The sequence below is a fragment of the Paenibacillus sp. FSL R7-0652 genome (assembly GCF_038595045.1).
Lineage (GTDB): Bacteria > Bacillota > Bacilli > Paenibacillales > Paenibacillaceae > Paenibacillus.
This window is the reverse complement of record NZ_CP152001.1, coordinates 297920-321995: the sequence shown is the minus strand read 5'-3', so window position 1 is coordinate 321995 and position 24076 is coordinate 297920. Positions and strand designations below refer to the sequence as shown.

Here is a 24076-nt window from a genome sequence, read left to right as displayed (position 1 = left end):
CTGTTAACTATGGATTTACCCGATCTCATTACACAAGCTATTCAGGGAGATCGTGAAGCTTTCATCAGGCTGATCCGAGAGATTGAACATTCCCTATACAATACCGCTATATCCATGCTGCGCAAAGAGGAGGATGCCGCGGACGCGATTCAGGAAACGATTCTGAAAGCCTACAAATCCATGCACACCCTCCGAGAACCGCAGTATTTCAAAACATGGATGTTCCGTATTCTCATCAATGAATGCAATACCTTGTTATCCCGCCGCTCTCTCTCCACTTCTTACGCCGAAGTACCCGCAGAACATCAGGCACAATCCAGTCCATACGATGAAGTGGATATGCGAGAAGCGGTCGATCAGCTGGAGGAAACCAAACGAATTGTAATTGTCCTGCACTACTTTGAAGATATGAGTCTGCGTCAGATTGCTGACACACTTGGGCTGTCCGAAAGCGCTGTGAAGATGAGGCTGAACCGGGCAAGGAAAGATCTTTATCAGAAATTTAAAAACTTTCGGGAGGTAAAATTACATGTCGAACCCATTTAATCTCGATCAGAAATTAAAAGAACAAGCAAAGGAGCGTCCTATCATGTCTGAAATCGTACGCAGCCGCATTGATGCAACACTGGATTCCCTGCCTGAATCACCTGGAAATGGAACAATGAACATGGAATCGCATCAGGCTCATAAGAAGCATTCCAGACGTACTCACAAAGGACTGCGCCGTATCTCAGGAGTCGCTATCGCAGCAGCAGTTCTGGGTATGACGGTATTTGCATCCGGTTTTGTCTCTCCAGCGATGGCCGATTCGCTGCGCAGCATTCCGCTCGTAGGCAGTCTTTTCAGCTCCATTGAAGCCGATATGGGACTTCGAACGGCAGGTAACGAAGGTTTGACTACGACTGTGGACCATTCTTTTGCTTATCAGGACGTCAAATTCAAAGTATTAGAGACAGTCTATGACGGCACACGTGCGGCGTTTCTCGTTCATGTTACTGCACCTAATCTCAATCAGGGCATGTACGACAATGGCAGGGATATCGTGAAACTGAGCAGTGGCGTTGAAAACGTATTTTTCGATGTGAATGGGTCTCGCCCAGATAGCGGTCTGTTCTATAGTTCAGCCGGAGCGAACGAGCCTGATACCCTGCTTTTTGAACAGGTCATTCCTGCGGACCACACCCGCGCCATCCCGGATCAGTTCGAGGCTAAGGTTAAATTAACGCTGCAAGGTATTGATCATCAGTTTGAGTTGACCGTTCCGTTCACCAAATCTACAACGGACACTCATAACGTTCAACCGAATAGTACGATAGAAAATGATCTGTACACGGTCACTGTGAACAAAGCCGAGGTCACACCTATTACGACTCGTCTAACTGCTTCGATCGCATTAAAAGGGAAAGACACGTTAAGTAATAAAGAAGAGAAACAACTACGTGAGATTCGCTTTGCTGTCTATGATGATCAAGGCCGGCAATTGACCGCACTGAGCGGTGAAGGTATGTATGAAGCCAACCAGTTGAACTGGGAAAGCATTTATGCCACTACAGCTAAGGATGTAAAATACCTGGTCGTGAAACCTTTTAAGGTGAAAGATGACTTTGCGGAAGATATCAAAGACAATCAATTCATCAAGGGAATGGAAATGAAAATTCAGCTTCCATAGCTCAAATTCATTTCATTGCAAAGGGGTCGTCACATGTCCATTCAATTTACCATTTCGTCTTTTGTTGTTCTTGTACCTTTGTTTATTCTGGCCCTGCTTGCTCTGGCGATCCATGCCAGAGCGGGCAAAGTCAGATATACAGGCAAACAGTATATGTTGATGCTAACATTTGTTATATACATGCTGGGCATGATGCATTTTGTATTTTTCCCCATCGATGTGAACATCGGAATCTATGCCAACCAGACACCCTGGTATGCAAACATTCAATGGGTTCCGCTGCTGACTGCGGATGCGCATAGTTTTCTTTTAAATATTGTGCTATTTATGCCGCTAGGGTTCCTGCTTCCTCTTCTGAAACCTTCGGTTGATTCAATACGCAAAATGGCAACGGCAGGCCTAACGTTAAGTTTAGCTATTGAGTTATTGCAGCTCGTGATCCGTATTACGCTAGGTAACGGCCGCTCGACCGATATTAATGATCTAATAGCCAATACCGCAGGAAGTTTGCTTGGGTTTATTATGCTCAGTCTGCTTATCCGTCTGATTGGCCAGAACCTGGTTCTTCCCTGGAAGATGCCGGGACACCAGTCACATTCTAGAATACGTTAGAACTGTAAATCTGAAAATAAGCATCCTTCTTAAAGGCAAAACATGGTCTGTTCCTCAAGATGAAAAAGTCAACAAGCTGTGGTACAATGAAGGAATTGTGTATTCGCAGACAGACATGCAGATCGAGTTCAAAAATCAAACATTTTGGGCACTCTTCATCGATTGATCATGCTGCCACTTTAGGGAGGTTTATGGAACAACCATGCTCATTATTGGTATCGCCGGAGGAACCGGCTCCGGCAAAACAACGGTAGCCCGCTCCGTTATTGAACGTCTGGGATCAGCTAAAGTTACATTTATATCCCAAGACAATTATTACAAAGACCAGTCAGACCTCACACCTGAGCAGCGCAGACTGACGAATTATGATCACCCGTTTGCTTTTGATAATGATCTGCTGATCGAGCATCTTACCCTGTTAAAAAAGGGCCAGCCAGCGTATGCTCCCGTGTATGACTTCACCATAGATAACCGCGCTGCAGGCGAAACGATTGAGCTTGCGCCGAACCACATCGTCATTGTCGAAGGGCTGCATGTACTGATTGATGAGCATCTTCGTACACTGCTGGACATCAAGGTATTTGTAGATACGGATTCCGATGTACGTATTCTGCGCAGAGTACTGCGTGACATGGAGGAGCGTGGACGCTCGATTCAATCCGTGTACAAACAGTACCTCGAAACGGTCAAACCGATGCATGATGCGTTTATCGAGCCATCTAAAAAGTACGCCGATATCATCATCCCTGAGGGCGGACATAACGAAGTAGGGATTCAGATGCTGTCCATTCTTACCGAGAAATATCTCACCGGAGAGAACTGGAACAGATCTTAATCCGCTGCAGCATATTCTTTCGGAACATTTCTTCGGAAATGTCATCAAAGTATCTCATCCAAACATTCCAACGAAAATCCAGATTACGATACAGCGTAATCTGGATTTTTATGTTCTTACAGCTTTACGTCATATATACTAAATACCATATTTAGTTGAGAGGAGTTTACCTTAATGGCTGCTTTTGAAGATTTTATGCAGCATGACATTCGAGTAGGTACCGTAGTGGAGGCCGAACCCTTCCTGAAAGCTCGCATTCCTGCAATCAAAATGATAATTGATTTTGGGCCGCTGGGTCTGAAGCGTTCCAGTGCCCAGATTACCGAGCGATATACACCTCACATGATGATTGGCAAACAGGTCGTGGCTGTCGTTAATTTCCCGCCAAGACGAATTGCCGGCTTCCTCTCCGAAGTCCTTGTGCTGGGCGGTGTACCCCGCGAAGGCGATGTCGTCCTGCTTTCCCCGAATCATCCGCTGCCGAACGGAACACCCGTTGCCTGACTATTATGAAACATGCCGTAAACGAAATAGTTATCTGGAGTGAATGAATTTGCCTGATCCACTCACTCCAGATAACCCTGTTTACGTATAATGAACTTAGATGCTCTCCGCCAGAACCACCACACGTTCTCGCTTCTGCATTTCATCCTTCAGCTTTCGTAAGGACAACGCCGAAGACATCAGACTTCTCGTGTAGGAATGATTCGCCGAACTGCTCAACCTTGCGCTGTCCAAAACCTCCACTACTTTCCCTTGATGCATGACTGCAATGCGATCACTTACCTGCTGCACCACAGCAAGATCATGTGATATAAAGATGGAAGAAACTGCTGTCTCCCTGCGCAGCTCCATGAGCAGATCCAGAATCTGCTGCTGGATCGAAACGTCCAGTGCAGAGGTAGCCTCGTCAAAAATAATAATCTCGGGCCTTACACCAATTGCACGGGCGATCACAGCCCGCTGCTGCTGCCCGCCGCTTAATTCATGCGGGTATTTATCCGCATCGGATGCAGATAACCCGACTCGTTCCAAGAGCTTGCGTGTTTCCTGAACGGCCTGCGGGCCTTTCATTAATTTATAATTCAAGAGAGGTTCACAGATGAACATGCCTATCTTCATACGTGGGTTAAAGATCATCGACGGCTCCTGAAAGACCATCTGAATTTGTTTACGCATCCGGCGCAGCTTCTCACCTCTCAAACGGGTGATCTCCTGCTGACGATACCAAATCTCTCCTGAATTCACATGCTCCAGCTGCGTCACGCATTTGGCCAAGGAGCTTTTGCCGCTCCCGCTCTGCCCGACAATGCCCAGACATTCCCCGGGATACACTGCCAGATTCACGTTTTGCAATGCCTGAACAGCCTGCTGTCCTTTCAATTCGTACGTTTTGCAAACGCTGTTCAATCTCAGAATCGGTGATTTGTCATCGGTCATGTACATTCCCCTCCAGTTCGGGTACAGCCTGCAGCAGCTTGCGCGTATACGCATGGACCGGATTCGATATGACATGCAGCGTTTCATCCAGTTCCACCAATCTGCCGTCTAACATCACACCGATGCGGTCTGCCATATGGGCTGCAACAGCAATGTTATGTGTCACCAGTATCATGCTTGTTCCCTTTTCAATACAAAGCTTCTTTAATTGCTTCATGACTTCATTTTGAGTCGTAACATCCAGCGCACTTGTCGGTTCATCCGCCAGCAGCAGTTCCGGCTCCAGCGCAGCAGCCATCGCAATCGCTACCCGCTGCTTCATACCACCACTGAGCTGCGAAGCATATGAACGCATGACTTGTTCTGGATTATCCAGCCCCACATGGGCAAGCGTGCGGACAGCCAGGGCCTGAGCCTCTTTCCGGGACATTGGAAGATGGGCACGAATTGCCTCTACGTACTGACTCCCGATGCTTCGAATCGGATTCAGATAGGAACCCGTATCCTGAAATACCGTCGCAATTCGTTTCCCGCGCATCCCCTGCCAATGCTGCTGTGAGCCGCGCAGCAGCACCCGATCCCCGAAAGTAATCTCTCCTTCCTTGTACTGCCCGCCCACAGGCAGTAGGCCCAGTAAAGCCCGAATCAGGGTGGACTTCCCGCTGCCGCTTTCACCTACAATACCTATGATCTCTCCCTGCCTCATGGAAAACGATACTTCCCGCAAAGACGGAGCCGCTTCCTTGTAGCTCACAGACAGATTTTTCACTTCAAGAAGAGATGCTGTTACTGCACGCGGCGGCATCATCACTGCTCAACCTTGATATTGCGATCCAGCAGATAAAAGTCGATCGGGTACATCGCCGCGCCCTTGACATTGCTTTTGCTGACAATATTAATCGGTGTGTATGTCAAAAACATATAAGCGGCATCGTCCAAAATCAGCTGCTGGGCTTCTGCTGCTAGAGCATATCTCTTCTCCACATCAAACTCTGAGTGAAGTCGCTCAATGAGCTGATCCAACTTCGGATTGCTGTATCCACCCACATTCCACTCCGCACCTGTCTTGAAATAAAAGTCTAGAATATACTGCGGATCACCCGTGATGCCTGTGTTAATGCTCGTTAGGGCTAAATCATAATTTCCGCTCTTCTGATGATCGGTAAGATCCTCATATGAGGTCAGCTCCAGACCAACGCCAATCTCTTTCAGCTGAGACTGCATCGCAGCCGCCACAACGGAATCTGATTCGTACGCTGCATTGAGAATGAGCTGCAGCGACAGCTTTTCCCCATCTTTTTCCCGTATACTGTCTCCATCCGTATCCTTATATCCAGCTTCATCCAGCAATTGTTTGGCCTTATCCGGCTCATAATTGTATCCTCTGAGCTTGTCGTACCCAAAAGGCAAAGCAGATGTAAATGGTCCTTTGGCTGCTTGTCCACCTACCAGTGTATTCGCATACATCTCGCGATCGATTCCGTAAGAGATCGCACGGCGAACCTTCGGATCACTCAGCAGCGGATGGCTGGTGTTAAACCATACAAACTGAGTACGAAGACTGGGTATTTCATCAATAGTGTATTGTGATGTGTCCTGAAAAAGAGACATATTGCTGCGTCCTATATTACTTGCTGCATCAATCTCGCCTGATTGAAGTGCCAGTGCACGTGTGCTGTCATCCTTGATGTATTTCAGCGTCATCGTGTCCAGATCGGCCGCACCGCCCCAGTACCCATCGTATTTTTTAACCTGAATCTCCTGGTCAGGTGTATATCCTGTAACCATGAACGGCCCGGTGGCTATCGGCGCACTTTTGAATTTCGATGTATCTGCACTCGTATCCACAATAATGAAAAGCGGCTCAGCAATATTGCCCAGCAGTGAGGCATCCGGCTGCGTTGTTTTGATCGTCAGATCCTGACCTTTGGCAGCCATTGATGCAATCGGCAGTGTCGATTGACCTCTCTCGTTCAGCGAGATGGATCGTTCGATTGATTTTTTCACCGCATCCGCAGTCACCGGATTGCCATTATGAAATGTTACCCCGTCACGAATATGAAAATGCCAGGTCGTATCGTCAACCCGATCCAACTTGTCTGCGAGTTTGGGCACCATCTTCATGTGTTCATCAAACTGAATCAGCGTCTCTCCTATTGCAGCCCGTGTCAGCGTCCAGCCGTTCCACTCTTCCGCAGGGTCCAGGCTGCTGCCCAGCCAGAACAAGGCAATATTTAGATGAGACTTCTTCCCTGCAGCACCTGAGATGCTCGCATCTGTATCTGATGATTTTTCCGCAGCATTCGATGATGTCGAAGCCGATGAATTTTTGCCGCTGCCGCAAGCGGTGAGCACCAGAATGACCATCATAGACATAAGAGCAAACAGCCACTTTCGTTGAACATTCCTCATCCTTCACAATCCCTTCAGTTAACCTGTATTTTTTTTGGGATCGAGCACATCTCGCAGACTGTCTCCCAGCAAATTAAAAATGATAACCGTACTGAATATCGCAACCCCCGGATAAATTAACAACCATGGCGCGGTCTGCAGATACCTTCTGCCTTCATTTAACATTGCTCCCCACTCCGGGTCGGGCGGCTGTGCACCAAGTCCCAGGAAAGAAAGTCCCGAGATGGACAGCATCATGCCGCCCACGTCCATCATCGCCATCACGATCAGGGGAGGCAGCATGTTAGGCAGGATCGTTCTGCCAATGATCTGAATCTTACGCGCACCGCTGAAAGCGGCAGCGGTGACGAATTCTTTTTGCTGAAGAGAAATGACCAAGCTTCGGGCCATGCGTGCGTACTTTGCCCACCAGACCACCGAGAGTGCCGCTACAGTATTTAACAATCCTGGGCCCAACATGCCTACCACGGCAATTGCAAAAATCAATCCCGGAAACGCCATCAATGTATCACACAGCCGCATAAGCACCGTGTCCACCACTCCCCGGACAAAACCTGCAATTACACCAACCACTGCACCCAAACTGAAGACGATCCCAATCATCACAAACGTAAGCAGCAGTGAAGTCCTTGCTCCATACAGAAGTCGAGACAGGACACATCTTCCGAGCTGATCCGTCCCAAGTGGATATTCGGGGCTGGACGGCTGCAGCACTTTGGCAAAATTCGTGGCGAGTGGATCATGCGGAGCCAGCAGTGGGGCAATCAGAGCCAGAATGATCCAGCTCCCGGCCAGAGACAGCACAAATACAAAGCTGCGGCGTTGTGTCAGCCATGCTCGAATTGCTGCGCTCATCTAAATGTCCACATCCAATCGAATGCGCGGATCACGCAGATGTGTCCATAGATCAACAAGCAGATTCAGCGTAACGTAGATGATCGCCATCCAGATCACATATCCCTGTATCAAAGGATAGTCTCGTGTAAAAATCGCATCCACTGCCATCTGTCCCACTCCCGGCCATACGAATAAACTTTCGACTATGGCTGCTCCGCCGAGCAGTGCACCTGTTGTCATACCCAGAAGGGTCACTATCGGCAGCAGTGAATTCGGCAAAATATGGCGCCATATGATGATTGACTCCTTCACACCTCTTGCCCTCGCCCCCATGACGTAATTCTGACTGGTCTCCTCCAGCATCGCTGCACGAATCTGCCGACTGTACTGCGCAATCAGCGGAATGGCCAGCGTGACCGCAGGCAGGATCAGACTGTTCCAGCCGGAACTGCCCATGACGGGCAGCAGCTTCAGCTGCACCCCAAACACCAGCATCAGAAGCATACCCAGCCAGAAGCTTGGCATGGACAAACCGGCAAAGGAAAATAGACGAATCATATAATCCAGCCATTGATTTCGCCGTACAGCCGAGATGATTCCCAACGGAAAAGAGATCAAAATTACCAAAAGCATGGCACTTCCCGTTAAACGGAGTGTTGCCGGAAGACGCGCCAACAGCACCTCCATTACCGGACGGTCATACTTATATGACGTACCAAAGTCTCCGGTGACAACCTGCGCAAGCCACGTTCCATACCGAACCAGAAACGGCTTGTCCAATCCCAGTTCCACTCTCACTTGTCTGACCAACTCATCCGAAGGTGTGATTCCAGTGGACATCAGCATCAGTCTGGCCGGATCGCCAGGGGAAAGATAGGTTAATAGAAATGTCAGGAAGGTAATGCCAAACAGAACGGCAACCAGTTGTAATAATCGTTTAACGATATATCTGCCCAATGAAAAACGTCCTTCCCGATGTATTGCGCATATCTTTACGTCCATTCAACCCAAAAAGACGCCCTTCTCCGTTACACGGAATGAGGACGTCTTAAATAAACAGATTTTCAGAAAAAATCATGCTCTTTAAACACCTTCCTATCTCCCGTAGGGTACTGCTGTGTTTGTCAAACCTGGCAGGTCTCCTGGCTTCAGCATCATCACCATAGCAGCTCCTTCCCGATCTTCCCAAGATCAGTGGATATGCTGCCTGACTCCTCTGTTACAGTGGCGGGACCGCGCCGGCATCACACCGGACTTCCCTTTTAAGCTTCTGTCCAAGCGGACAGAGCACCAAGTTCCACGTATTTAATTCAGCTTAAGGCTGTTATCTGCTGCACTTCTGTATCAGTATAGCGGCATACGGAATAATGTTCAAAACTTTTCTTTCAATATTGAAATTGATAAATGCGGCTAATCTCGCACTCGCGAACCCTTCGGCGATATGCCTGTCACACGTTTGAACATTTTGGAAAAGAGCAGCGGGTCGGTGTATCCAACGGAGTGGGCTACTTCACTCACGGACAGCATCGGGTTGCGCAGCAGCTCCGCTGCACGATTCATGCGATACTCCAGGAAAAAGGCCTGCAGTGACTTGCCATATCGCTCTTTGAACAATCCTGATAAATAGGTTCGATCCAGCCCGACAGCCTGTGCGATATCCAGAATTGAGGTGCGCTGGCTGTACCTGTTCTCCATAAACTGCACAGCCTGCCGAATATAAGTTTCTTTAGGCGAAAGAAGCGGGCTTTCTTCCTCTTTAATCGGTGCAGATGCAATTAACGCTGCCATAAGTCGGTATAACAAACTTTGATGCATCACATCTCCTCCTGGAAGTTGGCTCGTTCCCGCTCGAAGCATTTCATCATACAGCGCTGCCATGATATTCGGTTCATGAGCAGTAAACACCGGATGGGCCTCGCTTAACTGTGCACGCTGCATAAAGGCTTTTGCCTGTACACCTCTGAAGCCAAACCATGAATATGTCCATGGCTCCTCTGCATCGGCCTCATAATGGATAACTGTGTCGGGTAATATGAGAAATCCTTGGCCCTCACTCAGATGATATTTCCGATCATCCATATACAGCGTGCCATGGCCCTCATGAATGTAATGCACAATATAGGAATCACGTACCCCCGGTCCCCAATAATGGGCAGGATCACATGCCTCCCATCCATAAAATAATAAGACCAGCTCCATCTGTGTCCAGCCCGCAGAAACGACATTCATTTCAATTTTCCGGCTCATGTTAACCTCCTTTCGACGTTGATGATCAACTATCATAAATGAAACCTGAATAGTCCTCACTTGTAATAACACTAAATTATAACAGGTGAAAAACGCAAATTATTCATGAAAACGAAAACATAAATGGGATTATGCCATGTTTGGGAGGGGTTGAACCATAGTGATATGAGCCTGTTCGGCCTATAGTTGGGGTACAACATTTTTTCGGGAAGGATGAACATGGGATGAATAAAATTACGTTTCTTGGTGCGGGCAGCACCGTTTTTGTTAAAAATGTATTAGGTGATGTCATGATGACGGAGGCTCTGCAGGATTTTGAACTGGCCTTGTTTGATATTGACGCCGAGCGTCTCGGCGACTCCGAGCGCTTGTTAACCAGCTTGGCCCAATCGCTGGGCAGCCGCTGTTCCGTGAAGACATATCATGACCGCAAGGAAGCGCTGCGCGGAGCCAAATATGTAATTAATGCAATTCAAGTCGGCGGGTATGACCCGTGTACGATCACCGATTTTGAAATTCCGAAGAAATACGGCCTGCGTCAAACGATTGCCGATACCCTCGGCATTGGCGGCATCTTCCGCAACCTGCGCACCATCCCGGTGATGCTGGACTTCGCCAAGGATATGCAGGAAGTATGCCCGGATGCCTGGTTCCTGAACTATACGAATCCGATGGCTGTGCTTACTAATGTTATGAACGTGCATGGCGGGATCAAAACGGTAGGACTGTGCCACAGTGTGCAGGTCTGCGTACCCCATCTCTTCGATGCGCTGGGGATCGATCAGACAGGTGTTATCGCCAAGATTGCTGGTATTAACCATATGGCATGGCTGCTGGAGGTTACAAAAGATGGACAGGATCTCTATCCTGAGATCAAACGACTTGCGAGACAAAAGCAGCAGGAAACCCATGACGATATGGTACGTTATGAGCTGATGCACCGTTTTGGTTACTACGTAACCGAGTCCTCCGAGCATAACGCGGAGTATCACCCGTACTTTATCAAACGTAACTACCCGGAACTGATCGAACGCTTCAACATTCCGCTGGATGAGTATCCACGCCGCTGTGTAAACCAGATTGCCGAATGGAAGGAGATGCGGGAGAAGCTGTTCGCAAGCGAAAATATTCAGCATACCCGCAGCCGCGAATATGCCTCGCACATTATGGAAGCCATGGAGACAGATCGACCGTACAAGATCGGCGGAAATGTCATGAATAACGGACTCATCACTAATCTGCCGCGTGAAGCATGTGTCGAAGTTCCTTGTCTGGTTGATGGTTCCGGTATCAGCCCAACATACATTGGCGACCTGCCGCCGCAGCTGGCAGCACTGAACCGCACCAACATCAACACGCAACTGCTCACCATTGAAGCCGCAATGACAGGCAAAAAGGAGCATATCTATCACGCGGCTATGCTTGATCCGCATACTGCTGCCGAGCTGTCCATGGACGACATTGTGGCCATGTGCGACGATTTAATTGAAGCCCACGGCGACTGGCTGCCCAAATTCTCATAATATAAAAATCGAGCACTGTTCCTTTAGAATGTTAAAGGGACGGTGCTCTTTGAATTTATTTTAAGAAGACCATGAACTTTTTCGCCGTACTTTACCGAGATCCCTGAAACGTATACATCGCACCGTACTGTCCTCCCTGAAACTTGTAACATACTGCTACTCCGCAAACAGCAGAAAACGATATCCGATGCCTGGTTCTGTCTGGATATAGATTGGGCGGGTGGGGTCTTCTTTTAACTTTTTACGCAAATGGCCCACATAAATCCGCAGATAGTGACTGTCTGATTCATGATGGTGTGCACCCCATACCTGCTGCAAAAGCTGACGCTGGGTAATAATTTTACCCGCATTGGAGGCAAGCACCTTCAGCATCTCATATTCCGTCGGCGTTAACTTGATCTGCTCTCCATCCAGCTCAACCTGTCTGAGAGCCAAATCAATTACCAATGGACCAAAGCGCAGAACCGGTTCATCGGTTGTTTTGGCCACATGCCGCAGCGCCACCCGGATTCGGGCCACCAGTTCACCCATGCCAAACGGCTTGGTCACATAATCATCTGCGCCACCATCCAGTGCAGCAATTTTATCCGCTTCCTGATCCTTCGCTGTAAGCACAATGATCGGCACCTGTGACCATTCCCTTATCCGGCGAAGTACGTCCATGCCGGACATTCCTGGTAAACCGAGATCGAGTATGATCAAATCAGGATGCATGATGCTTGCCTGCATAATTCCGTTCTCCCCATCAGCACACTCGTAATGCTCATACTGGTGAGCCTGAAGAGTCACTTTTAACAGTTTGCGAATCTGCGGCTCATCGTCAATCACCAGAATACGAGCTCCTGATGCGTCGTTCATCTATTCTCCAACCTCTCCTTGCCCTGAACAGGAACACGGCAATTCTTCTGTTCCCTCAGGCAGTTCTATACGTATTCTCGTTCCCCCATCCGGATTTGCCTCAGCTTGAATTGTACCTCCGTGAACTTCCACGATACCTTTGCAGATGGCAAGCCCCAATCCGGTTCCCGTAATATGCTGCGTGGATGGAGAACGATAAAACTTATCGAAAATGCGAGCGCGCTCCGGCTCCGGAATGCCGATACCCTGGTCATCTACGATGAAGGTCAGGGAAGCTTGATTTCTTTCCTTCTTAACCTGAATAGTAACCCTGCTCTCATCGGGTGAATACTTAACCGCGTTGCTTACGATGTTTACAAGCACCTGTTCCAAGAGCACTTCATCTCCGTAATAAAATACAGGTTCCTCCGGCAACTGCACCGCAATCTCACGATGAAGGCTGAATTCCCTCACCTTCATCAGTACAATGCTGATCATATCCCCTACGTCACACCATTTGCGATTCAACTGCAGCATGCCGCTCTCCAGCCGTACCATCCCCAGCAGGTTGGTCACCAGACGATTCATACGCAGTGCGCCATCGCGGATGTTGCCAGTCAATTCTTTTCGGTCCTCTGCTGTAAAAAGGTGGTCATTCTCAATAAGTCCAGTGGCCGAGCCGATAATGGCGGTTAAAGGTGTGCGCAGTTCGTGGGAGACGGAATCCAGCAGTGCAGTTCGAATACGCTCGGATTCGGCGGTAACCTGGGCGAGGCGAGCCTCCTCAGCCAGCTTCATCCGAGCGATAGCACCTGCTGCAAGGCTTCCGCAGGCATCCAGCAGCAGATGCTGCTCCTGCTGTTTCTCCGTCCCGCCAGCGGTCATGTCTGCGGCAAGCACACCGTGAATGCGATCCTCTGTCCGAAGCGGAATGTACAGGCCGGAGGACTCCCCGAGTTTGGTCGATCCTCTGCCCGCAGTCTGTCCGTGTTTAAACACCCAATCCGCGATAGCCAGCTCCGAGGGACGGGTTCCCCAGATACTCTTCTCTGTACCTTGACCAGATGCATAGTTCATCCCAAGCTTTAGTTCACCCTGCTGATCCGGCAGATAAATGGCTGCCGGACTTCCTATCATAAGGGATATCTGGCGAGTCATGTTATCCAGCAGGGTATCGAGATCCGTAATTGCAGTGATCTGACGGCTCAAATCATACAAGGCATTCGTTACTGCTTCCCGTGATTTAACCCTCTCCAGCTGATGCCGCAGCCGGCCTGCAAGACTTGCCGTCATAACAGCAACTGCCAGATATACTGCGAACGAGATCAGATACTGCAAATCTTCCACAGTAAAACTGAGGTAAGGTGGAACAAAAAAGAAATCAAACATAACAACACTGAGCGCTGCCGCATACACGGCAGGCCCCATTCCACAATATACGGCACTGATCAGTACGGGAAACAGGTAAACCAGGGCAGCGTTCACCAAGTCGCCACTCATGCGGGTGGCATGAAGCACGACAGTTAACAGAATGATGCCAAGTGTAACCCATATATAAGCAGGGGACCTTCTCCAGCGAAACGGCTCCTGTTTACTTTTCTCATGCCTGCCCTTTTTCATATGCTCCGACAAATTGAATTCCACCTGCTTTATCTATAATCATCATCTGCCACGATCAACACATCAAGATGCCTCGACAGACGCACAAGCTTGTTCACCACGGAACCCGATCCGCGTTGGCCGTTCAGCCACCAGATTCGCTTGGCCTGCCCCACCACAAGCTGTGTCGCCTTCGCTTCCGCAGCCTTCGCAGTCAAAATACCAGGCACCTCACCCAGCTTCGAGCTGTAATGGACGTGAAAATGACCCCCGAGCCTCACAGTGAGCTGCTCCAAACCTGCCAGATGAAGCTTCATCTCACTACTCATAGCCGGACCGATGTGTACATGGTGGACATGCCAGGCTGCCTTCAAACGATAAGCCATCCGAAAACCTCTACGGATTAAACGCTCAGCGTGCTGATCGCTGCTGACACATACAAAAACGGATTCCTCACGCCGCCATGGCCCCCGAAGTGTACGTGCTGATGCCTGTGATTCGAGCCGCTCATCCACATCATCTGCAAGTTCACGCAGAGCCAGTTCACGCAGTGCAATCAGATTGCCCATTTTAAAAAAATTCGCAAGTGCCTGCTCGATCTTGGCAGCTGCATAGATTTTACCCTCTCGCATGCGCTGCCGCAAGGCCCCAGGTGCCACATCAATCAGCTGCACCTCATCTGCCGATTGAATAATTCGATCAGGCACCGTTTCCCGTACCCGTACACCTGTAATCTGCTCCACCGCATCGTTTAAACTTTCAAGGTGCTGCACATTCACGGTTGTAATGACGGATATGCCTGCGTCCAGCAGTCGAAGCACATCTTCATAGCGTTTTTGCCTTCTACTGCCAGGCACGTTCGTATGAGCCAGTTCATCCACCAGCACAACTTCCGGATGTACTCGCAATATCGCTTCGGTGTCCATCTCCTCCAGCTGCGTCCCTTGATACAAGCGCTGCTCACGCGGAATGACGGGTAAATGCCCGATCTGTTTCTTTGTATCTGCTCGACCATGTGTTTCCAGCAGCCCGATCCGCACATCGATGCCTTTGTGAAGCAGATCATTGCCTTCCCGCAGCATCATGTAGGTTTTGCCCACACCTGGGGCAGCCCCGATATAGATTTTGAACGTACCGCGCCGAATCAGTTCAATCTGTTCATGCATCTCCTGTTCACTCAGTCTGCGATAGGTCTTGGTCTGCATATCGCTTACCTTCGCTGGAACAACCCACTCACCCTCACGAGCTGACCGATCCGCAACAAGCAGCAGATCAACACCCTGCAGTCTGCGAAGCAGCGCATTAATGATGGAGCCCTGCCATACCTCCTGCCAGCGTGTACGCCGTGAATGTCCCATGATTATCCGGGTAATCTGCTGTTTGATAGCATACTGTGCCAATGTGGCAGGAATATAGCGACGGTGTAAGACCGGAAGTTCCTCCATGTGTCCGCCGATTTTCTCCACCAGTTTCATCATGCTGCGGCGAAATACCGCTGCTTCCCTCGTCAGCGGCTGTTTCATTTGACGGAAGACAACGACATGCAGGCTCCCGTTCAATCGACGGGCAATCTGCTGTCCACGCTGAATGTAGACCGAACCGTTGCAGTGGTACTGCGCGGAGACAAAAATACGTTCCATAATGCCTGTTGTGGGCGGAAGACCCATTTCCTCCCGATGTTCACGCAGAGATTCATTAACCCCTTCTGCTACAAGTTTCAACGCAAGCTCACGTAAAATGCCGAGATTGCCTTCCTGAAAAACGGCTGTGCTGCCGTGGCCCTCCAGGTGACCTTCAGCAAAACGAGTCAAAATGGTTTCTGGTGTAACATCGATCAGCTTCACTTCATCTGCAAGTTCCAGTGTGTCTGCAGGCACGGTATATGCTGCCTTGATTCCCGTCAGCTGTCTTGCCAGTTCGGTATAACCTTCCAGCTCATATACGTTCACCGTCGTCATAACGCTGATGTTGTGGCGCAGCAGGAAACGGATATCCTCCAACCGGGTTGCATGTACTGCACCCTTCCGGTTTCGATGAGCCAACCCATCAACCAGTACAACCTCGGGATTACGCACCAACAATGCATCCAGATTCAAGTCTTTCATCTCTGTTCCATCACTGCTCCGAGTCCAGTGAATGCTGGGTACGCGCTCAAGCTCACCAAGCTGTTCAACCGTTTCAGGCCTTCTCATCGTGGACACAGCACAGATCACCACATCTACGCCCTGTTCGCGCAAATGATTGCCGTCCCTGAGCATATGATAGGTTTTGCCTGAACCGCTGACCGGGCCAATGTAGATTTTCAGTGTGCCTTCCTGCAGCTTCGAAATCAGGTGGAGCATCTCTTCAGGAGATTTGCGCTTGAAGCTGTCCTCCATGCTCATATCCTCCTTTCCGCAATAATAGAGAAAGCCCCCTCCAGGATTGGAAGGAGCCCCCTTTCTACTTTTGTTGTGCTGCAGTGAGTGCCAGGTTTAGCTCCATTACGTTTACATGCGGCTCGCCGAATATACCCAACTGGCGGCCTTGCGTATGTTCCTTGATAAGCTCAGTCAACTGCTGCTCACTTAGTCCTGTCGCTCGGCTGATCCGGGGAATCTGCGCCTCCGCCGCTTCAGGAGACAGATCGGGGTCAAGTCCTGAACCGGAACCAGTAACCAGATCGGCCGGGATTCGAGAGGGTAGAGAGGGATTTTCCTGACGGAGCGCAGCCAGCTTTTCATTCATCTCTGCGATATATTCCGGTGAGGCAACTGCACGATTCGAACCTGCGGAAGCGGTCGGATCGTATTTAGCGTTGGATGCCCGAGGCTGGAACAGCCCCGGCGACTTCACTTCCTGCGCGAGCAGAGAGGAACCGATGATTTTCCCACCTTGAGTGATGAGACTGCCGTTCGCTTGTGAAGGAAACAGCCGCTGAGCCACTCCTGTTGTTACCAGAGGATAGGCCAGACCGCAGAGAAGCATCAGCACAACCGCTAACCGCAGTGCGGGTAAAAACATCTTCATACGAATCACTTCCTGAATGGATTTAGTGTATTAAGTTTAGACAAAAGACTTATAGGTATTGCCTTTCGATGGGGCTGCCGCTAGTTACCTTTTCAATCCGATTTTATTTTTCTCGCGATATCAACGCAGTACGGTTCTTCGCTATTATTCCATTACATCAAGCCCGACAAAATCAAGTCAATGAGCTTGATGCCGATAAACGGTACAATTACACCGCCGACACCATAGATAAACACGTTGCGGCTCAGCAGCCGTTCGGCAGACATCGGACGATACTTGACGCCCTTCATTGCAATCGGAATGAGCAGTGGAATAATAATCGCGTTGAAAATGAGTGCCGACAGAATCGCGGATTGCGGTGAAGAGAGATTCATAATGTTCAGTGCCTGAAGCTGCGGCATAGCGAGAATGAACATAGCCGGAATGATGGCAAAATATTTGGCGATATCATTGGATATGGAAAAGGTGGTCAGCGCGCCCCGTGTAATCAGCAGCTGCTTGCCTATGGAGACCACCGACAACAGCTTGGTCGGGTCGGAGTCCAGGTCGATCATGTTAGCCGCTTCTTTGGCCGCCATGGTTCCCGAATTCATCGCCAGGCCAACATCGGCCTGCGCCAGGGCAGGAGCATCGTTCGTGCCGTCGCCTGTCATGGCGACGAGTTTGCCCTCCTGCTGCTCTTTTTGGATCGCCGCAATCTTATCCTCAGGCTTCGCTTCTGCTATAAAATCATCCACACCGGCTTCCATTGCTATCGTCGCTGCCGTCAGGGGGTTGTCACCTGTGCACATAATCGTTTTGATGCCCATGGCACGCATCTCGGCAAATTTCTCCTTGAGACCGGGTTTCACGGTGTCTTTCAAATAAATTACACCATAGATTCGATTATTGATGGCTGCCGCCAGCGGCGTACCCCCGGCCTTCGCAATGCGTGTCGCAATATCTTCCAGATCCCCCGGCACACGTCCACCTTCGGAGGTCACGTAACGTTTGATCGCATCTACCGCGCCTTTGCGAATTTTCGTGCCATCACTAAGGTTTAAACCGGACATGCGTGTTTCGGCAGTAAACTCAATACTTTCGGCATCCGTGTAGTTGCTTTCGTCCCAGCTCTGTCCCTGCTCACCTGCAAGCTCTACAACAGAGCGGCCTTCCGGTGTCTCATCTCGTACAGATGCTTGAAGTGCCGCCCTTGTCATCTCAGGTACAGTCACGCCCTGAACAGGGATAAATTCGGAAGCCATCCGGTTGCCGTATGTGATCGTGCCTGTTTTGTCCAGAATCAATGTGTCGATATCACCCGCTGCTTCCACCGCTTTCCCCGACATGGCCAGAACGTTAAACTGTGTCACCCGATCCATACCCGCAATCCCGATGGCAGACAGCAGGCCGCCGATGGTGGTTGGTATCAGGCAGACGAGCAGGGCAATCAGCGTTGCCAGATCAAGATGAATACCCAGGTAATTCGCCATCGGAACCATCGTCAGTATGACGATCAGGAAAATCAGCGTTAATACGGCAAGAAGTGTGGTCAAGGCAATCTCATTTGGCGTTTTCTGACGCTGTGCGCCCTCCACAAGAGAGATCATTCGGTCCAGAAACGATTCGCCGGGATCGGTCTGCACCCGCATGATGATGTAATCTGAAGTCACCCGTGTACCTCCGGTGACTGAAGAGAAATCGCCGCCGGCTTCCTTGATCACCGGGGCCGATTCCCCTGTAATGGCCGATTCATCAATCGAAGCCAGCCCTTCGATAATTTCACCGTCCGTTGGAATCAGCTGACCCGCTTCCACACGGACGAGATCCCCTTTTTTCAACTGAGTCGAAGCCACTTGTTTCAATGTTCCGTCTTTCTGAATCAGATTCGCCATCGTATCCGATTTGGTCTTACGCAGTGTGTCCGCCTGTGCTTTCCCCCGCCCTTCAGCCAGCGCCTCGGCAAAATTGGCAAACAGCAGCGTGAAAAGCAGAATGAAAAATACAGCCACATTGTACCCCCGCCCTGCATCAGATGCGGTGAACAAGTGGGGATCAAAACATAACAGCAGTGTGATAAATGTACCGACTTCTACAATGAACATGACTGGATTTTTGATCATCACCATCGGATTCAGTTTTTTGAATGCATCACGCATGGCTTGGTATACCATCTGTTTATTTAAAGACTTTTTGGATGCAGGATGATAATGAGCATGACTGCTGCTTTGATGTTTTCGTTCTTGCGTTCGTTCCACTGCATTCATCGCGAATGCCACCTCCATACGTTATGACTTGCCCTTTTTACTCATTGAACCATCGCCAGATGCTCCGCAATTGGACCAAGAGCCAGCGACGGGAAGAATGTCAGGGCACCCACGACCATAATCATCATCACCAGAATGCCGGCAAATAGCGGTGTATGTGTCCGAAGCGTTCCAGTCGTGACGGGTACAACCCTTTTCACGGCAAGTGAACCTGCGATCGCAAGCATGGCAATCATCGAGATATATCTTCCCAGCAGCATAACAATGCCGATCGTGATGTTGTAAAAGTCTGTATTCGCGTTCAGTCCGGCAAAAGCCGATCCGTTATTGGCAGCACCAGAGGAAAAAGCGTACAGCACCTCGGTCAGTCCATGCGTGCCGCCATTGGAGATGGATGCCGCAGCCTCAGGCCGCATTAAAGCAAGCGCAGTTGGCACGAGAATAATCAACGGATGAATCAGCAGGGCGATACAAGCCAGCTTGATCTCTTTGCCTTCAATCTTTTTGCCCAGAAACTCCGGTGTTCGTCCGACCATCAAGCCGCAGATAAATACCGCAATGATCACATACAGCAGGCCGTTCAGCAGACCTACACCCTTTCCGCCAAATACATTGTTCAGCATCATCTGAGCAAGAGAAACCAATCCCCCAAGCGGAGTAAGTGACTCATGCATATTGTTCACTGATCCTGTCGTTGCCGCCGTAGTTACAGCCGTAAACAGAGCCGATTCTGGAATGCCAAACCTGACCTCTTTACCTTCCATGTTGGTTTGTAATCCATTCGCATCCAGCGCAGGCACTCCGCGATACTCGGAAACAAACACCGTTGTCAGCATCACTAGAAACAGAACTCCCATTGCAGCAAACAACGTCCAGCCCTGCTTACGGTTGTTCACCATCAAGCCAAAGGCATACACCAGCGCCGTGGGCAGCAGCAGCATACAAACGATATGCACCAGATTGCTCAGTGCCGTGGGATTCTCAAACGGATGAGCAGCATTGGTGCCAAACCAGCCTCCTCCGTTGGTGCCAATGTGTTTAATCGACTCCAGCGAAGCCACTAATCCGCGTGTGATGGTCTGCTGTGTACCCTCCAGCGTGGTTGCGTTCACCGCACCGGCCAGCGTTTGCGGCACCCCTTGAAATACAAGGAACAAGGCCACGATGAAGCTGAGCGGTAAAAAAATACGAGTAATCGACCGAACCAGGTCGACATAGAAGCTGCCCAGATCATCCTGGCGTCCTACCAGTCCGCGAATAAAGGCAATCGCCACTGCAAACCCCGTTGCTGCCGAGGTGAACATCGGAAATGTCACCGCCAGCAGTTGAGACAGATACGACAGCGCGTTCTCGCCTGTATATGACTGCCAATTGGTATTGGTCATAAAGGATACGGCTGTATTGAATGCCTGTGCTGCTGGCATATTATCAATCCCGTCCGGATTGAGCGGCAGGAACTTTTGCAGCCGCAGCACCAGAAACATCAGGATCAGCATGACCGCATTGGAGATGAGTATGGCGGTGAGATATTTTTTCCACCCCATTGCTTCATCCTCTCGCACACCGATCAGCCGATATAACAACCGCTCCGGTCCGCCAAACACCCGATCAAGCCCGGTTCGCTGTCTGCCAAACACCTTGACCAGATAACTGCCCATCGGCTTCACCAGCAGCATAATGATTAGCAGCGTAACCGCCACTTGTACTACACCGATACCCATATCTGCATATCCTCCCTAATCAACTAAACGTAAACGTGCCTTTGCTTTTTGTTACTCGCTTCTGACCACGATCAGATCAGCAGGTCAAAAATATGAATAACAGCGTCAAAACTTCTCAGGTTTTACGAGTACATACCCGAGGTAGACCATCAGAGCCAGAACAATAAAGCCGATGAAGATCATCCTTTAGAACCCACCTTTCTTCCCTCAGGCCTTCTCGCAAAACTTCACAAATCCCCAAAACACCGCAAACAACAGTACGATCAGTCCAATCATCGCTGCATCACTAACCATGCGTCCTTCATCCCTCTCTTCTACCGTTCACCTTCCTTGCTGCAGTAAAATCGTAATATGAATCGCTGTAAAAAGGGGGTAAAGAAATACAGCTATGGCTGTAAAAAAAGCGTAAAAAAGACCCGCTCTTCTCAGCAGTCAGCTGAAAGAACGGGTCCATCGTAAATGTATATCCATAATGTATATCCATCTAGGATTACATTGCGTAAGTTATCCCTTTTTAAGAACTGCGGGTAGTCTTGCCCTTCATATCACGAATCTTGGCATTCGGACTACTTTTCATATATTTGTTGAAAAACACCCAGTTTTTCGGAAAGTTGCTTTCTCGAATATCCATGCATGATGCGCAGATTGGTCAAATTTTCACCCATGAACACACGGTTCCCTCCTTAAAATATAAGTTAAACTAAGATGATTACACGGACCACTCCGATGACAGGACAACCTTCCAATCGCTGTTATCCCCAGATTTTTTTGATTCCCTTTTTTCAAAGGGAAAATCCGGTGATGAAGGCGAACGCTTCGCTTTTTCAGGTTTTTTCTGTCCTCTCCGTTTCGGTGTAATTAAATAGTTCAACTTATAGAGGCTAGGGGTGGGTTATCCCTGCCGCTCTTCTTCTAAAATTTCGATATCATATGCTGCCGGATCAAGTATATCGTCCACGTCAGGCGCGAGAACTTCACGCTCATGATCGCTAAGTTCCGCGCCTGAGATGAGATCAGACAGATCTTCTATAAAATAGGCTATATTATCATGCGGATTAGGCAAATAGTGCTTTACTTCGGATATTTGATACGCATCATCAATAGCATAGGTGAGAATGTGAAACTCATTATACAGGGATGACAGCTGTTTAAGTTCTTCTTTCACACGAGTAACCTGACTTACTTGAATAGGCAAGGAAAGCTGAACTACCTTTTCTGATTGATGTGCATCATTCAGGGGTGGCTCTATCGGAAAGTCCAAATCCACATTAATTTTGGACAGATCATGTAGATATGTGCGCATTACCCCCTTAAGGTCACCACCCGTAGGTAGTTTTGCCCAACTCACCCAAATGGATTCTCCGCCCACTGCGTCAGTCGTTTTTTGGTGATCTGTCCATGTGAAGTGTGTTTGATGACCTGCCCTTGGTCGAGCAGCAGCACCTGCGGGGATTCATGGCGAACCTCGGTCTCTTCCGCAATGTGGCGGGATAACGAACGGTTCTCGATGACTTTCACCATCCGATATTCCATCGTCTGTTTGGGATCAGATGCATTCGTGCCGACAAAAGCCATGAACTCTCTATATGCTCGTGCACTGACGGGACAAGTTGTGCTGTGTTTCAGCAAAAGTACTGGATGCTCCTGCGAGCGTTGAAGGGCCTCTTCCCAGTCCTGCAGCTTGTGCAGTTCCAGAACATGCTCGCTTAACATCTCATGGGAATCAGCACCCTTCCGTTTGCTGACCACCGAACCGATGACAACGCCAAGAGCAGCGCCAAAGGCAATGCCCAGTCCAATCTGCCCGGTCGCTGTACCAATACTAACCCCAAGGGCCACCCCAACTGCCAGCCAAAGGGCTTGATGATTCACCTTTTTCTCCATCAAAATCATCCTTCCTCTAAGTATGTATTTAAGCTGTATAAGTTAATTTAAAGATGATATAGATGACGCTGCGATGACAGAGTGTTCATCCGTATATTTGGTTCAAATTATAACACAGCCCCTGCACATGGGCTTTCAGAATCTCCATCTTTCGGGTACATAATGTGATACACTGATGTTAATTTGGAAACGATGAATACAAGAGCAGCTGAAAGGCGGAAAATCGACATGACATACGCTTTTACGATTGAACCACCAGATTACTACGCACTGGACAACGAAGACGAGTTAATTGCCAAGTGTCAGGAGTGGGGCCTGATTTCGGCCAAAGCGACCAAACTCAAAACGTTCTACTATAAAGGAAACGGCCTGAACCTGCCCTGCACCATTCTCGGTTATGTGGATCACATGACGGCAGTCATCGAGCTGGATAATGGGGACAAACACTGTATACATCCATCCTATTTGAAAGAAATGCAGGCTTCCGGCTACAGCACAAGAGGATTAAGTGCAGCGGGAGCAGAGGCAGGCACAGATCAGGAAGCCGCAGAGCAAAATACGGATACGGCTGCTGCAGATGATTCCGCTGCTTCCGTGAACGGTAAATCTACGTCTGTACAATCAGGGAGTGCCGCTGGATCATCCGTTAAAGCCGACTCCCCAGCCGAGCCGGTTGATCCGGAGGAAGACATGGACGAGTCCCATTCATTCTCAGGCCTCAAAGGCGACCCTGACGGATTAGTAGAGGAATACATCGGTCCCCTGACAGGTACTGGAACCGATACAGCTTCGGGAACCAAACCAAAATCCAAGGCTGCCCCCAAGGCCAAAGCCGTCAAAATCGATCTGCCGGATGGCAAAGTGAAGATGAGCGCGGTGGTCAAAGAATTTACGACGGTACCGAATCATTTCTCGGATAATGACGACGAAGTTATTATTTATGAGTCCGTAACCATCACGGAGCCTGACGTGATTGAGGTTGGTGAAGCCTGGTCCAGCCACAGTGCAACGATGAAGAAACAGGAGCTGGAGGTTGGCGACGTACTTAGTTTTGAAGCCAAAATTATTAAGAAAAAGCTGACCCGCAACCCGGTACCTTACAAAATTAACAATCCGTCCAAGATTCAGAAGGAAGATTAGTTTTTCTTCTGAAAAAGTACAAAAAACCTCCACGCTGCATTATGCAGTGACTGGAGGTTTTCATT

21 protein-coding genes and 1 riboswitch are annotated in these 24076 nt (G+C 49.3%); of the genes, 7 read left to right on the top strand and 14 right to left on the bottom strand.

Annotated features, from left to right (window positions below):
• Window positions 1–9: 9 nt before the first annotated feature.
• The 5 genes from MKY97_RS01465 (at window position 10) to csaA (ending at window position 3620) form a co-directional block, all read left to right on the top strand.
• The gene (locus MKY97_RS01465; protein WP_342553804.1) at window positions 10–546 is read left to right on the top strand and encodes a sigma-70 family RNA polymerase sigma factor; all 537 of its coding nucleotides are present in this window, start codon (window positions 10–12) and stop codon (window positions 544–546) included.
• Between the two features lie 43 nt (window positions 547–589).
• Window positions 590–1669: a DUF4179 domain-containing protein gene (locus MKY97_RS01460; protein ID WP_342553803.1), complete on the top strand. Its 1080-nt coding sequence runs from the start codon at window positions 590–592 to the stop codon at window positions 1667–1669.
• Between the two features lie 33 nt (window positions 1670–1702).
• Entirely contained in the window at window positions 1703–2281 is a 579-nt protein-coding gene (locus MKY97_RS01455) for a VanZ family protein (protein ID WP_342553802.1), read from the top strand.
• 202 nt (window positions 2282–2483) lie between these two features.
• Entirely contained in the window at window positions 2484–3116 is a 633-nt protein-coding gene (gene udk, locus MKY97_RS01450; protein WP_145336066.1) for a uridine kinase, read from the top strand.
• Window positions 3117–3290: 174 nt separating this feature from the next.
• Window positions 3291–3620 (top strand): chaperone CsaA, encoded by a 330-nt coding sequence (csaA, locus tag MKY97_RS01445; protein ID WP_342553801.1) that lies wholly within the window; start codon window positions 3291–3293, stop codon window positions 3618–3620.
• Window positions 3621–3716: 96 nt separating this feature from the next.
• Here the strand turns inward: csaA and MKY97_RS01440 are convergent, their stop codons facing one another.
• The 6 genes from MKY97_RS01440 to MKY97_RS01415 form a co-directional block, all read right to left on the bottom strand.
• Entirely contained in the window at window positions 3717–4556 is an 840-nt protein-coding gene (locus MKY97_RS01440; RefSeq protein ID WP_342553800.1) for a dipeptide/oligopeptide/nickel ABC transporter ATP-binding protein, read from the bottom strand.
• Window positions 4546–5364: an ABC transporter ATP-binding protein gene (locus MKY97_RS01435; protein WP_342553799.1), complete on the bottom strand. Its 819-nt coding sequence runs from the start codon at window positions 5362–5364 to the stop codon at window positions 4546–4548. The genes MKY97_RS01440 and MKY97_RS01435 overlap by 11 nt, the downstream gene beginning before the upstream one ends.
• A complete protein-coding gene (locus MKY97_RS01430; RefSeq protein ID WP_342553798.1) occupies window positions 5364–6968 on the bottom strand; it encodes an ABC transporter substrate-binding protein in 1605 nt (534 codons plus the stop codon). The genes MKY97_RS01435 and MKY97_RS01430 overlap by 1 nt, the downstream gene beginning before the upstream one ends.
• An 18-nt stretch (window positions 6969–6986) precedes the next feature.
• Complete coding sequence (gene nikC, locus MKY97_RS01425; RefSeq protein WP_342553797.1) at window positions 6987–7823, bottom strand: nickel transporter permease; 837 nt, start codon at window positions 7821–7823, stop codon at window positions 6987–6989.
• Window positions 7824–8762, bottom strand: coding sequence for a nickel ABC transporter permease (gene nikB / locus MKY97_RS01420; RefSeq protein ID WP_342553796.1), 939 nt, complete (start codon window positions 8760–8762; stop codon window positions 7824–7826). It abuts the gene before it with no gap.
• Between the two features lie 157 nt (window positions 8763–8919).
• Window positions 8920–9115: riboswitch (cobalamin riboswitch) on the bottom strand.
• Between the two features lie 100 nt (window positions 9116–9215).
• The gene (locus MKY97_RS01415; protein ID WP_342553795.1) at window positions 9216–10052 is read right to left on the bottom strand and encodes an AraC family transcriptional regulator; all 837 of its coding nucleotides are present in this window, start codon (window positions 10050–10052) and stop codon (window positions 9216–9218) included.
• Window positions 10053–10276: 224 nt separating this feature from the next.
• Here MKY97_RS01415 and MKY97_RS01410 point away from each other — a divergent pair, with 224 nt between their 5' ends.
• Window positions 10277–11575: an alpha-glucosidase/alpha-galactosidase gene (locus tag MKY97_RS01410; protein WP_342553794.1), complete on the top strand. Its 1299-nt coding sequence runs from the start codon at window positions 10277–10279 to the stop codon at window positions 11573–11575.
• Window positions 11576–11731: 156 nt separating this feature from the next.
• Here the strand turns inward: MKY97_RS01410 and MKY97_RS01405 are convergent, their stop codons facing one another.
• The 8 genes from MKY97_RS01405 to ytxJ form a co-directional block, all read right to left on the bottom strand.
• The gene (locus MKY97_RS01405; RefSeq protein ID WP_342553793.1) at window positions 11732–12433 is read right to left on the bottom strand and encodes a response regulator; all 702 of its coding nucleotides are present in this window, start codon (window positions 12431–12433) and stop codon (window positions 11732–11734) included.
• Window positions 12434–14044 carry an ATP-binding protein gene (locus MKY97_RS01400; protein ID WP_342553792.1) on the bottom strand — a complete coding sequence of 537 codons (1611 nt, stop codon included), beginning with the start codon at window positions 14042–14044 and terminating at the stop codon, window positions 12434–12436. It abuts the gene before it with no gap.
• A 17-nt stretch (window positions 14045–14061) separates the two neighbouring features.
• A complete protein-coding gene (locus MKY97_RS01395; protein WP_342553791.1) occupies window positions 14062–16389 on the bottom strand; it encodes a histidine kinase in 2328 nt (775 codons plus the stop codon).
• 64 nt (window positions 16390–16453) lie between these two features.
• Window positions 16454–17020: a potassium-transporting ATPase subunit KdpC gene (gene kdpC / locus MKY97_RS01390; RefSeq protein WP_342553790.1), complete on the bottom strand. Its 567-nt coding sequence runs from the start codon at window positions 17018–17020 to the stop codon at window positions 16454–16456.
• A 152-nt stretch (window positions 17021–17172) separates the two neighbouring features.
• On the bottom strand, window positions 17173–19266 hold the full coding sequence (kdpB, locus tag MKY97_RS01385) for a potassium-transporting ATPase subunit KdpB (protein WP_342553789.1): 2094 nt from the start codon (window positions 19264–19266) through the stop codon (window positions 17173–17175).
• A 41-nt stretch (window positions 19267–19307) separates the two neighbouring features.
• Window positions 19308–20981 carry a potassium-transporting ATPase subunit KdpA gene (gene kdpA, locus MKY97_RS01380; protein ID WP_342556195.1) on the bottom strand — a complete coding sequence of 558 codons (1674 nt, stop codon included), beginning with the start codon at window positions 20979–20981 and terminating at the stop codon, window positions 19308–19310.
• A gap of 898 nt (window positions 20982–21879) precedes the next feature.
• Window positions 21880–22290 (bottom strand): hypothetical protein, encoded by a 411-nt coding sequence (locus MKY97_RS01375; RefSeq protein ID WP_342553788.1) that lies wholly within the window; start codon window positions 22288–22290, stop codon window positions 21880–21882.
• 41 nt (window positions 22291–22331) lie between these two features.
• A complete protein-coding gene (gene ytxJ / locus MKY97_RS01370) occupies window positions 22332–22871 on the bottom strand; it encodes a bacillithiol system redox-active protein YtxJ (RefSeq protein ID WP_342556194.1) in 540 nt (179 codons plus the stop codon).
• Window positions 22872–23099: 228 nt separating this feature from the next.
• Here ytxJ and MKY97_RS01365 point away from each other — a divergent pair, with 228 nt between their 5' ends.
• Window positions 23100–24011 (top strand): hypothetical protein, encoded by a 912-nt coding sequence (locus tag MKY97_RS01365; RefSeq protein ID WP_342553787.1) that lies wholly within the window; start codon window positions 23100–23102, stop codon window positions 24009–24011.
• Window positions 24012–24076: the final 65 nt, after the last annotated feature.

Coding starts and splice junctions, on each gene's coding strand:
- csaA (WP_342553801.1), top strand. CDS start 3,291: ATGGCTGCTTTTGAAGATTTTATGCAGCATGACATTCGAGTAGGTACC.
- MKY97_RS01460 (WP_342553803.1), top strand. CDS start 590: ATGTCTGAAATCGTACGCAGCCGCATTGATGCAACACTGGATTCCCTG.
- MKY97_RS01415 (WP_342553795.1), bottom strand. CDS start 10,052: ATGAGCCGGAAAATTGAAATGAATGTCGTTTCTGCGGGCTGGACACAG.
- kdpB (WP_342553789.1), bottom strand. CDS start 19,266: ATGAATGCAGTGGAACGAACGCAAGAACGAAAACATCAAAGCAGCAGT.
- MKY97_RS01375 (WP_342553788.1), bottom strand. CDS start 22,290: ATGCGCACATATCTACATGATCTGTCCAAAATTAATGTGGATTTGGAC.
- nikC (WP_342553797.1), bottom strand. CDS start 7,823: ATGAGCGCAGCAATTCGAGCATGGCTGACACAACGCCGCAGCTTTGTA.
- MKY97_RS01435 (WP_342553799.1), bottom strand. CDS start 5,364: ATGATGCCGCCGCGTGCAGTAACAGCATCTCTTCTTGAAGTGAAAAAT.
- MKY97_RS01465 (WP_342553804.1), top strand. CDS start 10: ATGGATTTACCCGATCTCATTACACAAGCTATTCAGGGAGATCGTGAA.
- kdpC (WP_342553790.1), bottom strand. CDS start 17,020: ATGAAGATGTTTTTACCCGCACTGCGGTTAGCGGTTGTGCTGATGCTT.
- MKY97_RS01440 (WP_342553800.1), bottom strand. CDS start 4,556: ATGACCGATGACAAATCACCGATTCTGAGATTGAACAGCGTTTGCAAA.
- MKY97_RS01455 (WP_342553802.1), top strand. CDS start 1,703: ATGTCCATTCAATTTACCATTTCGTCTTTTGTTGTTCTTGTACCTTTG.
- udk (WP_145336066.1), top strand. CDS start 2,484: ATGCTCATTATTGGTATCGCCGGAGGAACCGGCTCCGGCAAAACAACG.
- MKY97_RS01405 (WP_342553793.1), bottom strand. CDS start 12,433: ATGAACGACGCATCAGGAGCTCGTATTCTGGTGATTGACGATGAGCCG.
- MKY97_RS01395 (WP_342553791.1), bottom strand. CDS start 16,389: ATGGAGGACAGCTTCAAGCGCAAATCTCCTGAAGAGATGCTCCACCTG.
- MKY97_RS01430 (WP_342553798.1), bottom strand. CDS start 6,968: ATGAGGAATGTTCAACGAAAGTGGCTGTTTGCTCTTATGTCTATGATG.
- MKY97_RS01365 (WP_342553787.1), top strand. CDS start 23,100: ATGACATACGCTTTTACGATTGAACCACCAGATTACTACGCACTGGAC.
- MKY97_RS01410 (WP_342553794.1), top strand. CDS start 10,277: ATGAATAAAATTACGTTTCTTGGTGCGGGCAGCACCGTTTTTGTTAAA.
- ytxJ (WP_342556194.1), bottom strand. CDS start 22,871: ATGGAGAAAAAGGTGAATCATCAAGCCCTTTGGCTGGCAGTTGGGGTG.